The organism is Pararhodobacter aggregans (assembly GCF_003075525.1).
Lineage (GTDB): Bacteria > Pseudomonadota > Alphaproteobacteria > Rhodobacterales > Rhodobacteraceae > Pararhodobacter > Pararhodobacter aggregans.
The window spans coordinates 54,951-68,635 of the sequence record NZ_QDDR01000007.1; the positions used below are offsets into that span (position 1 = coordinate 54,951).

Annotated in this window: 14 protein-coding genes; 4 read left to right on the forward strand and 10 right to left on the reverse strand. The window is 68.4% G+C overall.

The features are described 5' to 3' along the window. Positions 1–117 precede the first annotated feature (117 nt). A complete protein-coding gene (locus DDE23_RS13865; protein WP_107752343.1) occupies positions 118–555 on the forward strand; it encodes a MarR family winged helix-turn-helix transcriptional regulator in 438 nt (145 codons plus the stop codon). Between the two features lie 131 nt (positions 556–686). Here DDE23_RS13865 and DDE23_RS13870 read toward each other — a convergent pair whose 3' ends face one another. The 9 genes from DDE23_RS13870 to DDE23_RS13905 all read right to left on the reverse strand — a co-directional run bounded on the left by DDE23_RS13870 (position 687) and on the right by DDE23_RS13905 (position 8,810). Then, positions 687–1,157, reverse strand: coding sequence for an OsmC family protein (locus DDE23_RS13870; protein WP_107752344.1), 471 nt, complete (start codon positions 1,155–1,157; stop codon positions 687–689). 9 nt (positions 1,158–1,166) lie between these two features. Continuing rightward, positions 1,167–1,775: a LysE/ArgO family amino acid transporter gene (locus DDE23_RS13875; RefSeq protein WP_420330167.1), complete on the reverse strand. Its 609-nt coding sequence runs from the start codon at positions 1,773–1,775 to the stop codon at positions 1,167–1,169. A 91-nt stretch (positions 1,776–1,866) separates the two neighbouring features. Beyond that, positions 1,867–2,178: a hypothetical protein gene (locus tag DDE23_RS13880; protein ID WP_107752345.1), complete on the reverse strand. Its 312-nt coding sequence runs from the start codon at positions 2,176–2,178 to the stop codon at positions 1,867–1,869. Positions 2,179–2,310: 132 nt separating this feature from the next. Continuing rightward, positions 2,311–3,162 carry an isocitrate lyase/PEP mutase family protein gene (locus DDE23_RS13885; protein ID WP_107752346.1) on the reverse strand — a complete coding sequence of 284 codons (852 nt, stop codon included), beginning with the start codon at positions 3,160–3,162 and terminating at the stop codon, positions 2,311–2,313. 82 nt (positions 3,163–3,244) lie between these two features. Next, positions 3,245–4,504, reverse strand: a complete 1,260-nt coding sequence (locus DDE23_RS13890) for an NAD(P)/FAD-dependent oxidoreductase (RefSeq protein WP_238149988.1) — start codon at positions 4,502–4,504, stop codon at positions 3,245–3,247. 84 nt (positions 4,505–4,588) lie between these two features. Next, positions 4,589–4,753: a hypothetical protein gene (locus DDE23_RS25110; RefSeq protein ID WP_157958032.1), complete on the reverse strand. Its 165-nt coding sequence runs from the start codon at positions 4,751–4,753 to the stop codon at positions 4,589–4,591. A gap of 141 nt (positions 4,754–4,894) precedes the next feature. Beyond that, a complete protein-coding gene (gene ccrA / locus DDE23_RS13895; RefSeq protein WP_107752347.1) occupies positions 4,895–6,184 on the reverse strand; it encodes a crotonyl-CoA carboxylase/reductase in 1,290 nt (429 codons plus the stop codon). Between the two features lie 108 nt (positions 6,185–6,292). Further along, on the reverse strand, positions 6,293–7,723 hold the full coding sequence (locus tag DDE23_RS13900; protein WP_107752348.1) for a 1-acyl-sn-glycerol-3-phosphate acyltransferase: 1,431 nt from the start codon (positions 7,721–7,723) through the stop codon (positions 6,293–6,295). A gap of 406 nt (positions 7,724–8,129) precedes the next feature. Further along, positions 8,130–8,810 carry a DUF4336 domain-containing protein gene (locus DDE23_RS13905; RefSeq protein WP_107752349.1) on the reverse strand — a complete coding sequence of 227 codons (681 nt, stop codon included), beginning with the start codon at positions 8,808–8,810 and terminating at the stop codon, positions 8,130–8,132. Between the two features lie 54 nt (positions 8,811–8,864). Between DDE23_RS13905 and DDE23_RS13910 the strand changes: the two genes are divergently transcribed. After that, the gene (locus tag DDE23_RS13910; RefSeq protein WP_107752350.1) at positions 8,865–9,134 is read left to right on the forward strand and encodes a DksA/TraR family C4-type zinc finger protein; all 270 of its coding nucleotides are present in this window, start codon (positions 8,865–8,867) and stop codon (positions 9,132–9,134) included. A 5-nt stretch (positions 9,135–9,139) separates the two neighbouring features. On the opposite strand, the gene DDE23_RS13915 is transcribed toward DDE23_RS13910, so the two are convergent. Beyond that, complete coding sequence (locus DDE23_RS13915; protein ID WP_107752351.1) at positions 9,140–9,607, reverse strand: Lrp/AsnC family transcriptional regulator; 468 nt, start codon at positions 9,605–9,607, stop codon at positions 9,140–9,142. 122 nt (positions 9,608–9,729) lie between these two features. On the opposite strand from DDE23_RS13915, the gene mdeB reads away from it, so the two are divergent. Beyond that, positions 9,730–12,411 (forward strand): alpha-ketoglutarate dehydrogenase, encoded by a 2,682-nt coding sequence (gene mdeB, locus DDE23_RS13920; RefSeq protein ID WP_107752352.1) that lies wholly within the window; start codon positions 9,730–9,732, stop codon positions 12,409–12,411. A 13-nt stretch (positions 12,412–12,424) separates the two neighbouring features. Beyond that, on the forward strand, positions 12,425–13,684 hold the full coding sequence (locus DDE23_RS13925) for a 2-oxo acid dehydrogenase subunit E2 (protein WP_107752353.1): 1,260 nt from the start codon (positions 12,425–12,427) through the stop codon (positions 13,682–13,684). The last annotated feature ends 1 nt before the right edge of the window (position 13,685 follow it).

The window sequence follows — 13,685 nt, forward strand, 5'->3', positions numbered from 1 at the left end:
GGCGATGAAGGAATTAATAGCTATACATATCATTTCCGGCAAGGAAAAAGATATGTGTACATTCTATTTGCCGCAAACTACTGTTCGGACAGGCAAACCGGGAGGAAAGCACGCGGGATGGAAGCCTATGCCATGGCCGGGCACCTGATCCGGCGCCTGCATCAGCAATCGACTCAGGTCTTCGGCCAGCACGCGCGCGAGGCGGGTTTCGACGTGACCTCGGTGCAATTCGCGGCGATGGACGCCATCCGCAGCCATCCCGGCATCGACCAGGCGGGGGTCGCGGCGCTCATTGCCTATGACCGGGCGACGATCGGCGGGGTGATCGACCGGCTGATCGGCAAGGGCTGGGTGGCCCGCAGCATCAGCGCCCGCGACCGCCGCGCCCGCGAGGTCCGCCTGACCCCCGGGGGCGAGGCGGTCTTCGCCGCCCTCCTGCCTTTGGTCCGCGCCCTTCAGGACGAGATCCTCGGCCCCCTCTCGCCCGGGGAACGCGCCGCCTTCCTGTCCCTCGCCCGCAAGGCCCTCGCCGTCGATCCCGTGCAGGACGCCTGACCGCTCACCGGCCGCGCCCGCACCGTGCCGCAAAGACGCCCCGCCCTCAGGCCCGGCGCCCGCCCCTTCATTCTGCCAAAAATACGCTCTTCTCCGCCGCCCGTAGGGTGCGTGCTCGCACGCACCGCCCCCTACCCCTCGATGACGAATTCCGCCTCGATCTCGACCGGGAAGGCCACCGAGCGGGCGATGAAACAGACCTCGTGGATGCGGTGATGGATCGCCTCGGCCTCGGCCAGATCCGCCCCCGGCTGCACCACGATCCGCGGCCGCAGCACCGCCCTGACGAAGCGCCCGGCGCCGCCGTGCCCGACCTCGCCGATCCCCTCGGGGCTGTCCTCATAGGCCGTCACCACGATCCCCGCCTCCGAGGCCAGATGCAGATACCACAGCATGTGACACCCGGCCAAAGCGCTGAGCAGCAAATCCTCGGGGTTCATCAACCCCTTGTTGCCGCCCAGCAAGGGATCGTTGGAACAGGGGATCACCGGCTTGCCCGGCACCGCCACTTCCCAGTCGCGGGCATAGGCGCGGTAATGCGCCGTGCCCTCGCCGGTGTTGCCGGTCCAGCGGATTGCGCTGGTGTAGCTGTGGTCACCCATTCCGTCCTCCTACAGAGCCTGCACCAGCAGGCTCGCCGCAATCATCCACATCACCGCCCCGATCAGCGCCTCGACCGCCACCCAGGCGCCCGGCCGCGCCAGCACCGGCGCCAGCAGCCGCGCGCCATAGCCCAGCGCGGCGAAGAAACTGACCGAGGCCAGCACGGCCCCCGCCCCGAACCAACCCTCGAACGGCGCGTAGTGCGAGGACAGCGCCCCCAGCAGCGCCAGCGTATCGAGGTAGACATGCGGGTTCAGCCAGGTCAGTGCCAGACAGGTCAGCACCACCCGCCTGAGCGGCACCGCCCCGCCCCCGGCGACCGACAGCCCCTCGCCCCCGCGCAGCGCGGCGCGAAACCGCAGCGCGCCGTAGACCATGAGGAACACCACCCCGCCCCACAGCATCACCGGTTCCAGCCAGGGCAACCGCTCGGCCATGCTGTTGAACCCCGCCACCCCGGCGACGATCAGCAGCGCGTCGGACAGCGCGCACAGCGCCACCACCACGCCGACATGCTCGCGCCTGAGGCCCTGCCGCAGCACGAAGGCATTCTGCGCACCGATGGCCGCGATCAGGGACAGGCCGGTCAGGAACCCGGCGACGAAGGGCGTCATCATGCCGCTTTTGGACACCGGCCACGCGGCAAAGTAAAGCCGCCGGATCCGGGCTCGGACACCCGGGATCCGGCGGCGCGAGACTTCCCTGCGATCAGCGCGTCACGCGCATGGTCCGCGCCCCGGCCAGCAGGCGCTCGAAGGTGCGCGGCGGCACGACGGGACCATTGCGCAGATAGGCGCGCGCGGGGGTCGAGGCCGTCTGGTTGCCGAATTCCTCGTCGCAATCGTCCAGCCCCGAGGAACTGCCGCATTGATCGGCATGGTCGGGGAAGGTCTCGTTGCACCAGTTGATGACGGCGGTATAGCATTGTTCCAGCGTGGTAATCGGCGCGGCATGGGCAGCGCTGACACCGGTGGAAATGCCGAGGGTGAGGGTGGTGGCGATGGCAATGTAACGAATCATGCAAAGTATCCTTGGTTTGAAATGAAACCCACAACGTGGGTGCTCTTGGGTCGCCCCGGCCCGCTGCATGGTTCAATCGCCCGTCAACTTCCGCCCGGCCCCGGCAGATCCCCGCCCCCCCCCTGCCTGTGCCTAGGACGGCCCGGAAACCCGGCGTGGCGGGCGGGTGTCCGACATCAGCGCGGTCAGTTCCCGGCCCGACATGGCCTCGTCGGCATAGCCGAACGTGCCCGCGCCCAGCACCTCTTCGGCGGCGCGGCGCAACCCGCCAAAGGCCGCCCGGGCAAAGGAGCCGCCAACGCTGATCCGCCGCACCCCGGCCCCGGCCAGTTCCGCCACCGAATAGCGCGGGCCGGAGAGGCCCATCACCACATTGACCGGCCTGTCCACCTCGGCGCAGACCGTCCTGATCGCCGCCAGATCCGGCAGGCCCGGGGCATAGAGCACATCCGCCCCGGCCTCGGAAAAGGCCTGCAACCGGGCGATGGTGTCGCCCAGATCCGCCCGGCCCCAGAGGAAATTCTCGGCCCGCGCGGTCAGCAGGAAGGGCAGGCCCCGCGCCGCTTCGGCCGCCGCCTGCACCCGCGCCACGGCGAGGCCGAGGTCGAAGATCGGCACCTCGGGATCGCCCGTCGCATCCTCGATCGAGCCGCCGACCAGCCCGATGCCTGCCGCCAGCCGGATCGTCTCGGCGCAGGTGTCGGGCGCGGGGCCGAAGCCGTCCTCCAGATCGGCGCTGACCGGCAAGTCGCAGGAATCGACGATCTGCCGGGCGTTTTCCAGCAATTCGTCGCGGCTGAGCCCGGCGAAGGAATCGCGCCGCCCGACCGAAAAGGCGTAACCCGCGCTGGTCGTCGCCAGCGCCTCGAACCCCAGATGGGCCAGCACCCGGGCCGATCCCGCATCCCAGGGATTGCCCAGGACGAAGGCGCCCTCGCGCGCGTGCAGCGCCTTGAACGTCTCGAATTTCGCGCGTTGGTCCATGGTTCCCTCCCGTTGATCGGGCCAGCCTAGACCGAACGGAACATAAAGGGAACATGTCGTAGGATGGGCGATTCGCCCATCCTCAGCGCCGCTCGCGCCACCAATCCTGAACCTGCAGCGCCCAATAGGTGCCCTGCGCCGCCATCAGCCCGGCGGCCCCCCCGGCCCAGTCCAGCCCGAAGGGCGCGAACAGCGCCAGCCGGTCGCTTTGCCCCAGCATCGCCTCGGCCAGCACCGTGCCGCCGATCGCCGTGGTGTTCAGCCCGTGCCCGCCGAAACCGTAGCAATGCCAGAGCCCGGGTCCCAGCCGCCCGACCATCGGCATCCGGTGGCGGGCATAGGACATGAGGCCGGACCACGCGACCTCGGTCTTCAGCCCCGCCAGCTGCGGATAGGCGCCGGTCATCTCGGCCCTCAGTTGCCGGACGATCCCCGGCACATCCGCCGCCCGCGTGGTGATCCGCCCGCCCCACAAGAGCCGTGCGCCACCCTCCACCAGCCGGTAATAATCCCCCGCCCGCCGGTCGTCGCCGATGCCCATCGGCGTGCGGATGGCGCTGGCCAGCAGCGCAGGCGCCGGTTCCGAGGCCATGACATAGGTGGCAATCGGCAGCATCGCCCGCCGCAGCGCCGGGACCAGCCCCCCGCTATAGCCGCCGGTGGCGATCACCACCGCGCGCGCCTCGATCCGGCCTTCGGCGGTGGTCAGGTGCTTCACCGGGCCGCCGAGGTCGCAGCCGGTCACACGGCTCGCCTCATGGATCACGCCGCCCGCGCGTTCGACCTCGGCGGCAAGGCCCCGCAGCACGTTCAGCGGATGGAGGTGAAAGGCCAGCCGCTCCTCCAGCCCGTGGCGGTAGCGGCTTGAAACCAGACGCTTTTCGATGGCGGCGCGGTCCAGATAGGCCAGATCCGGCCCGGCCTGCGCCGCCAGATCCGCGCCCCGGTCGAATCGGCGCAGCCGCAGCAGCCCGTCGACCTTGGCCGCGCCCGGGACCTGCCCGCCCGCGACCAGCGCGCGCATGATCTCCACCCCCTCGGCCGAGAGGTCCTGCAGCGCCGCCGCATGGGCCGCTCCGACCCGGCGGCGGATCGAGGCATCGCCCGCCGCGAAGCCGTCGCTGACAAAGCCGCCGTTGCGGCCCGAGGCGCCGAAACCGACCGCTTCCGCCTCCAGCACCGCCACCCGCATCCCACCCCGGGCCAGCGCCCGGGCGGTGAAGAGCCCGGCAAAACCCCCGCCCACCACCGCGCAATCGACGGCGAGCCGCCCTTTCAGCGCCGGACGCTCGCGACGCTCGGCCAGGGTGCGGAAATAATAGGTATCGGGATAGCGCAGCACGTCAGGCCCTCGGGTCGGTTGCGCCCGCAGGCTATGCCCAGCCCGGCGCCGCCGCAATCCGCCGCCACCCCGACCGCGCCGCCCTCAATGCCGGGGGCCCTGCGCCCCGGCCTCCTCCCGCCGGTTGGCGATTTCGGTCATCGCCAGCAGCACCGCCTGATCCAGATGCTCGGCCAGCGCCGGCAGCCCGTTCTCGCGGGCATAGAGCCGCAGGACCTCAAGATCCCGAATCATCCGTTCGTGCGTCACCCCGGCGCTCCTTTCCGCGTCCGGAGCAGGTTGGGCAGACATGGTTGAGAAATCGTTGCACCACACCCGTCCCCCCGCGGAAACGGGCAACGGGGCCGCCCCTTTCAGGGCAGCCCCGTCTCCCGCGCGCGCTGCGAGGGATCAGCGGCGGCTGGCTTCCAGCGTATCCTCGAAGGTCCTGAGCCCCGTGTGCGGCGCCTGCACCAGCACCGCCATGTTGCCCGGCTTGTGCTGGTTCTTGCGCATCTTCACATGCGCCTGCGGGATCTCGGCCCAGGGAAAGACCTCGGACATGGCGGGGTCGATCCGGCGCTCGATCATCAGGCGGTTGGCGGCCGAAGCCTGCTTGAGATGCGCGAAATGCGAGCCCTGCAGACGCTTCTGGTGCATCCACATGTAGCGCACGTCGAAAGTGCAGTTGAAGCCCGAGGTGCCGGCGCAGATCACCACCATGCCGCCCTTCTTGCAGACCAGCGCCGAGACCGGGAAGGTCGATTCGCCCGGATGCTCGAACACCATGTCGACGCTGACACCCTTGCCGGTGATGTCCCAGATCGCCTTGCCGAACTTGCGCGCTTCCTTCAGCCAGTCGTTGTATTCCGGGCTGTTGACCGTCGGCAGCTGGCCCCAGCACTTGAAATCGTTGCGGTTGATGACGCCCTTGGCGCCCAGCGCCATGACGAAGTCGCGCTTCGATTCGTCCGAGATGACGCCGACCGCATTGGCCCCCGCCGCGTTGATGAGCTGGATGGCAAAGGACCCCAGCCCGCCCGAGGCGCCCCAGACCAGCACGTTCTGCCCGGGCTTCAGCTCATGCGGATGATGGCCGAAAAGCATGCGGTAGGCGGTGGCCAGCGTCAGCGTGTAGCAGGCCGATTCCTCCCAGGTCAGATGCTTCGGCCGCGGCATCAATTGCTGCGCCTGCACCCGGGTGAACTGGGCGAAGGAGCCGTCCGGCGTCTCGTAGCCCCAGATCCGCTGCGAGGGCGAGAACATCGGATCGCCGCCGTTGCATTCCTCGTCGTTGCCGTCGTCCTGGTTGCAATGGATCACGACCTCGTCGCCGACCTTCCAGGTCTTCACCTTGTCGCCGACCTTCCAGACGATCCCCGAGGCATCGGAGCCGGCGATGTGATAGGGCTGCTTGTGGCCGTCGAAGGGGCTGATCGGCACGCCGAGACCGGCCCAGACGCCGTTGTAATTTACGCCCGCCGCCATCACCAGGACCAGCACCTCGTTGCTGTCGATCTCCCAGGTATCGACGACCTCGACCTCGAAGGACTTGTCCGGCTCGCCGTGACGCTCGCGGCGGATCGCCCAAGCGTACATTTTCGGCGGCACATAGCCCAGGGGCGGCATCTCGCCGATCTCGTAGAGGTCTTTCTCGGGGGCGTCGTATTTCACGATTCCGGCGTTCACATCGAGGGCCATCTGTCTCTCCTGATCATGCCGCCGCAACGCAGAAAGAATGCGGCAGTTGCAGCATCAATAGAATCGGCCACGCAACAATGCAATCCCCTGAGTTCTGAAATTGTAATTTTATGTCTCGGTCACTTCAGGCAGCGTCAGGCTGACCGTCCCTGTGACGGGTGTTTCGCCCGATTCTCCCAGCCTTTGCAGGACCGAGGCCGCGTAATAGCCCAGCATCGCCTCCTGTCCGGGGGCGATGCGGAACCCGTCGCCCTCGCGCAGCACGATACCATGGCGGACCAGCGCCTCGGTCGCGAATCGCACCGATCCCTCGGCGCTGGCCCCCGGCAGATGCAGATTTGCCCCCTTGGCGCGCGCCTCGGCCACCAGCGCCGCCACCCCTGCCTCAAGATCGGGCGCGGGCAACGCGCCGCCCGCCCGAACCAGCGCCGCCGCGACCAGAGGCACCGGCAGGATCGGCACCGCCGCCCGGATCCGGCCCATCAGATCCGCAGCCAGCGTCTCGGTCGAGGCGCCGGGCTGGCCGGTGACATACTGGCGCAGCGACAGGGGCTCGCCGTAGCAGACCGCAGCATGGCCATAGGTCGAGCGCCGCCGCATCAGCTTCTGGCCGATGATCCAGAAGAACCAGCCCGCCGCCTCGGTCAGTTTCAGCCGGAAGCGCCGGTCGCCGGTCTGGCCCGCCTTGACCAGCACCTCGTCCTCCAGCACCCGGTCGTAGTTCAGCGCCACGGGGACGAAGACCACGTCCTGCTCGCCCGCCACCTCGAAATCGCGGACGATGTAATGCAGAAGGCCCTTCTTGGCCGGCCCCACCGCCCCGTTCAGGCTGAGCCCGCCCTCGGGGAAGATGGCCTGCGTCACGCCCTCGGCGATCGACATCTGCACATAGCGCGCCAGCACCGCCCGATAGAGCGCGCTGGAGTACCGCCGCCGGATGAAATAGGCCCCCATCGCCCGGATCAGCGCCCTGAGCGGCCAGACCCGCGCCCATTCCCCCACCGCATAGCTCAACGCCGAGCGGTCGGCAGCCAGCCAGGTGACCAGCACATAATCCATGTTCGAACGGTGGTTCATGACGAAGACCACCGCCGATTTCGGGTCGATGCCGCGCAGGGTGCGGGCCTCGGCCGGACCCAGCCGCACCTCGTAGAACAGGCGGCTCAGTCCCCGCGCCACCTTGATGGCAAAGCCGAAATAGGTGGCGGTCGAGAAACTCGGCACGATCTCGCGCGCATAGGCGCGGGCGCGTTCAAAGGCGACAGAGCGGGGGATCTTCTCGTCCCGGGCGTAATCGGCAACCGCCTGCATGACCTCGGGGTCATAGACCAGCCGGATGATCTGGTCGTGGCGGCGCATCAGCTTGAAGGGCTGGATCGGGCGCTCCAGACGCTTGTTCAGCTCCTCGACCGCGCGCTCCATCCGGCGGCGCAGGAACCAGCGGACCGAGGGGAACAGGAAATGCGACAGGAAAGCCACTGCCGCGAAGAGCACGATGAGGATCAGAAGCCACAGAGGCAGTTCGACGCGCTGGAACATGGCCTCTATGTGGCACCCCCGTCGCCGTTGGGCAAGGACAGGCGCCGGGGATGGGCGAATCGCCCATCCTACGCAAGACCCGCGACCTCATGCCGGGCCAGGACGCCCGCCTCATCACTCTGCCGGAAATACGCCCTTCGGGGCACGGCTGCCTCCCGCGTACCGCTCGGATGACGCCGTCCGGCCGGTGGGGATGCCGGCTCCAAAAGGGCGTATTTCCGGCAGAATGAAAGGGCTGGGAACGCACGCGGGGTGGGCGGGCGGGAGCGTGCTTTCCCAGCCCTGTTTTATCGGCCTGTTTTATCGGCCCGGGCAACCCAGGGGGCAATGTTGACGCAAGATGAACGGGAGGTCTCAACCCCTTGGACTCTCCGGGGTCGACGGGCTGTCCCACGCGTGGGACAGGTCAGCCGATCCCGCCCAGGGCCCGCCGCAGGAACGCCTGACCGCCCGTCGACACCGGCGTCCCATGGGCCACCACGACCCGCTCGGCCGGCCAGTCCCGCACCCGCTGCAGGGCCGGTCCCGCCCCCCGGCTGGCCAGCCGGAACTTCCGCGGCATGGCTGGTTCCGGGCCGACCATCCGGTCGAGCCGGGCGACCAGCCCGCGCCAGCCGTGAAACCAGTCCATCGCCATGTTCTGCAACAGGTCGCAGATCAGCACCGTGCGGCTTTCCCGGTGGAAGAGGACCACTTCGGGGGCAATGGAATTGTCGACCAGCACCCCCTCGATCTGCCCGGCCCACGCGTCCGGCAACCCCTCGCCGATCTCGGCCGTGATGCTCAGATCCGGCCGTTTCGCCGCCAAGCCCGGCGCGGCAAGGACCGCGGCCTGCGGAAAGGCCGCCGCCCAGTCGCCGAGGAAGCTGTGATGCAGCCGGTTCGGCGCGACCAGCGCCCGCACCGGCCCCAGCGCCCCCACCGCCGCCACCAGCCCGGGCGCGGCCTGAACCGGCGACCACAGCACCAGCCCGCCATCCCCCAGCCTGAGCACCGCCATGCGGATCGGGAAGCGGAACCCCGCCGCCCCGGTCACCGGCGCGCCCTCGGCCAGCCAGAGCCCCGGACCGAAGTCTTGCAAGGCCATGTCCTGTCTCCCTACATTCGGGGCAGGCTAGGCCCGTCGGGGCAGGAGGACAACATGGCAGGCGGCTGGGCGAAGGACGGCGCGGTCAATGAGCAGATCGAGGCTTCGATCGGCGAGGAACTGGCCCGCCTCAGGCTGCGCAACCGGGCGGGGGGCGAAAGCCGCAGCCATTGCGTCGAGTGCGACGAGCCGATCCCCGAAGCCCGGCGCGAGGCGATCCCCGGCGTCACCCTCTGCCGCGAGTGTCAGGAGGACCGCGACCGCGCCTTCCGCCACCGGCCCGGCATCAACCGGCGCGGCAGCAAGGACAGCCAGCTGAAATAGCCGCGTCAGACCAGCCGCGCCGAAGTCTCCTTCACCCGCCGGATCGGCAGCGAGGATTCGAGCGAGGCCACGCCCTGCACCTTGGTCAGCTTGCCGGTCAGGAAATGCTCGAATTCATGCAGGTCGGCCACCGCCACCCGCACCAGATAATCCCGGTCGCCGGTCATCAGCCAGCAATCCGTCACCTCGGGGAATTTGCGGATCGCGTCCTCGAAACTGCGCAGCCGGTCGTCGATCTGGTGGTCCAGCTTCACCGAAACGAAGACGCTGATCGGGAACCCCATCTTCGCCTCGTCCAGAACCAGCGTGTAGCCCCGGACGACACCGGCCTGCTCGAGGATCCGCACCCGCCGCGCGCAGGGGCTGGGCGAGAGGCCGACGCGGGCGCTGAGATCCTGCATCGAGATCCGCGCGTCGCGTTGCAGCTCGCTCAGGATCCTGCGGTCGATTGCATCAATAAGCGGTGAATTCATGATGGTTTCCGCCAAGAACTTCGCAAGACTGACAGTTGTCAGCCAAATAAACTATCAATCTTGGCCAATTTGGCAACATCCGGCGTGGGTCTTCGCCTAATCTCCGCGCAAAGGAGATGCCGATGACCCTGACACCGCCCGCCCAGCCCCGCAGAACCGACGATTCGGACCCGACCGAAACCGCCGAATGGATCGACGCGATTGAAAGCCTGACCCGTCAGGCCAGCCCGCAACGCGCCAATTTCGTGCTGAACCGGGTGCTGGACCATGCCCGGCGGATCGGCGTCACCACCAGCGGCCTGCCCTATTCGGCCTATCGCAACTCGATCCCCGTCGCGCAGCAACCGGCCTATCCGGGCGATCTGGCGATGGAGGAGCGGATCACCTCGATCATCCGATGGAACGCGCTGGCGATGGTGGTGCGGGCGAACCGGGCCTATGGCGAGTTGGGCGGGCATATCGCCTCGTATGCCTCGGCGGCCGAGATCTTCGAAGTCGGCTTCAACCATTTCTTCCGCGCCCGCACGGCGGATTTCGCCGGCGATCTGGTCTATTTCCAGCCGCATTCCGCGCCCGGCATCTATGCCCGCGCCTTTCTGGAGGGGCGGCTGGACGAGGCCGATATCGCCAATTACCGGCAGGAGGTCGCGGGCAAGGGCCTGTGCTCCTATCCGCATCCCTGGCTGATGAAGGATTTCTGGCAGGTGCCCACCGGTTCCATGGGGATCGGTCCGCTCAGCGCGGTCTATCAGGCGCGGTTCATGCGCTATCTGGACGCGCGCGGGCTGGCGCCGACCGAGGGGCGTCATGTCTGGGGCGTGTTCGGCGATGGCGAGATGGATGAGCCCGAATCCATCGCCGGGCTGACGCTGGCCGCGCGCGAGACCCTCGACAACCTGACCTTCATCGTGAACTGCAACCTGCAGCGGCTGGACGGGCCGGTGCGCGGCAATGGCCAGATCATTCAGGAACTGGAATCGCTGTTCATCGGCGCGGGATGGAACGTCATCAAGGTGCTCTGGGGTTCGGAATGGGACCCGCTGTTCGCGGCCGACACCAACCACGTCCTGCTGCGCCGTTTCGCGGAAACCGTGGACGGGGCCTATCAGGATCTGGGCTCGAAGGCGGGCGATTACAACCGCGCGAAGTTCTTCGACCTCGACCCCGAAGCCGCCGCGCTGGTGCGGCACATGAGCGATGACGACATCCACAAGCTGAAGCGCGGCGGGCACGATCTGAAGAAGCTCTACGCCGCCTTCGCCGCGGCCAGGGCCCACAAGGGGCGGCCCACGGTGATCCTGGCCAAGACCAAGAAGGGTTACGGCATGGGCGGCGCGGGCGAATCGCGCATGACCGCGCATCAGGCCAAGAAGCTGGATGTGGAGGCGCTGCTCGCCTTCCGCGACCGTTTCGACCTGCCGCTGAGCGATCAGGCGGTCGAGAGCCTGTCGTTCTACAAACCCGCCGAGGACAGCGCCGAGATCCGCTACCTGAAGGACCGCCGCGCCACGCTGGGCGGCTATCTGCCCCGCCGAAGCGAGGCGGCCAGCACCCCGATCCCGGCGCGTCCGCAGCCGGACAGCTACGCGGGCTTCGCGCTCGCGGCGGACGGCAAGGAGATGTCGACCACCATGGCGGCGGTGCGGATCCTCGGCAACCTCTTGAAGGACAAGGCTTTCGGACCCCGGATCGTGCCGATTGTCGCCGACGAGGCGCGGACCTTCGGCATGGACAACCTGTTCCGCCAGATCGGCATCTATGCACCGCAGGGCCAGCTTTATGACCCCGAGGACAAGGGCTCGATGATGTTCTACAAGGAGGCGGCCAACGGCCAGCTTCTGGAGGAAGGCATCACCGAAGCGGGCGCGCTCAGCTCCTGGACCGCGGCCGGGACCGCCTATTCGGTGCATGATACCGAATTGCTGCCGGTCTATATCTATTACTCGATGTTCGGCTTCCAGCGGGTCGGCGACCTGATCTGGGCCGCCGCCGACCAGCGCACGCGGGGCTTCCTGCTGGGCGCCACCGCCGGGCGCACCACGCTCTCGGGCGAGGGGTTGCAGCATCAGGACGGCTCCAGCCATCTGGCCGCCGCCGCCATCCCTAATTGCCGCGCCTATGACCCGGCCTTCGCCTATGAGCTGGCCGTCATCATGGAACACGGCATGGAACGGATGCTGGACGAGAAGCGGGACGAATTCTTCTACATCACCGTGATGAACGAGAATTACGCCCAGCCGTCGATCCCCGAGGGGGTCGAGGGCGATATCGTCCGCGGCCTCTACCGGCTCAGCGCCACGCTGCCCGGGGTCGAGACCCGGGTGCGGCTGATCGGCTCGGGCACCATCCTGCGCGAGGTGATGGCCGCGGCCGAGATCCTGGCCGCGGAGTACGGGATCGGCGCCGATGTCTTCTCGGCCACCTCGTTCACCGAACTGGCGCGGGACGCGATGGCGGTGGAGCGGCGCAACCGTTTCGTGGTGAAGAACGCCGAGGAAAGCCATCTGGCGCGGATGCTGCCGGGTGACCTGCCGGTGATCGCCGCCAGCGATTACGTGCGCGCCTTCCCGGGCCAGATCGCGCCCTTCGTGGCGGCGCCGCTGACCCTGCTGGGGACGGACGGCTTCGGCCGCTCGGCCAACCGCCAATCGCTGCGCCGGTTCTTCGAGGTCGACCGCCAGCATATCGCGCTGGCCGCGATCAAGGCGCTGGTCGGGCGGGGCGCGTGCGAGGAATCCGTGCTGACCAGGGCGATTGCGGATCTGGGCATCGACACGGGCGCCGACGCGCCCTGGACGCTGTGAGCGGGGGACGGACATGAGCAGGATCATCGACATCCACGTCCCCGATATCGGCGATTTCAAGGACGTGCCCATTGTGGAGATGCCGGTCGGCGTGGGCGATCTGGTGCAGGTCGACGACACGCTGCTGGTGCTGGAATCGGACAAGGCGACGCTGGACGTGCCCGCGACCGAGGCCGGGCGGATCGTGGAATTGCTGGTCAGCGACGGCAGCCGGGTCAGCGCGGGCACGCTGGTGGCACGGCTGGAGATTGCCGAAAGCGCAGGCGCGACACCCCCGGCGGCTGAGCAGGCGGCCCCTGCGGCGGCTCCTGCCCCGGTCGCGGCACCGGCACCGTCGGCGGCCCCTGCCCCGACCGCGATCACGCCCGCCGACGCCTCGGTCCATGCCTCGCCCTCGATCCGCCGCTATGCAAGGACGCTGGGCGTGGCGCTGGCCAAGGTGGCAGGCACCGGCCCGAAAGGCCGCATCCTGCGCGAGGATGTGGAGGGCTTCGTCAAGGCGCAGCTTACTGCCCCACCGGCGCCCGCCGCTTCGCCCGTCGCGGGCCTGCCCGACTGGCCGACCGAGGATTTCGCCAAGCATGGCCCCGTCGACCGCCAGCCGCTCAGCCGGATCGTCAGGATCTCCGGCCCGGCGCTGGCCCGCAACGCCATGGTCATCCCGCATGTGTGCAATTTCGACAAGGCGGACGTGACCGAGCTGGAAGCCTTCCGCAAGGAAATCAACGCCGAGGCCAGGCCGGACGCGGCGAAGATCACCCTCCTGGCCTTCACCGTGAAGGCGGTGGTCGCGGCCCTGCAGGCCTACCCCAAGTTCAACAGCTCGCTCGACGGCGACGCGCTGGTGCTGAAACGCTACTGGAACATCGGCGTGGCCGCCGACACGCCCGAGGGGCTGGTCGTCCCGGTCATCAAGGCCGCCGACCAGAAGGGCATCGCCGAGATCGCCGCCGAGATGGCAGACCTCGCGGCGCAGGCACGGGCCGGGAAACTCTCGCCCGCCGCCATGTCGGGGGCCAGCTTCACCATCTCGTCGCTCGGCGGGATCGGCGGGACGGGCTTCACGCCGATCATCAACGCGCCGCAGGTGGCGATCCTCGGCATGACGCGCGCCGAAATCCAGCCGGTCTGGCGTGAGGACAGCGTGCAGCCGCGCCTGATCCAGCCGCTCAGCCTCAGCTGGGATCACCGCGTGGTCGATGGCGTCGCCGCGGCGCGCTTCCTGCAACATGTCTGCCGGATCCTCAGCGATTTCCGGCGCGTTTCGATCTGAG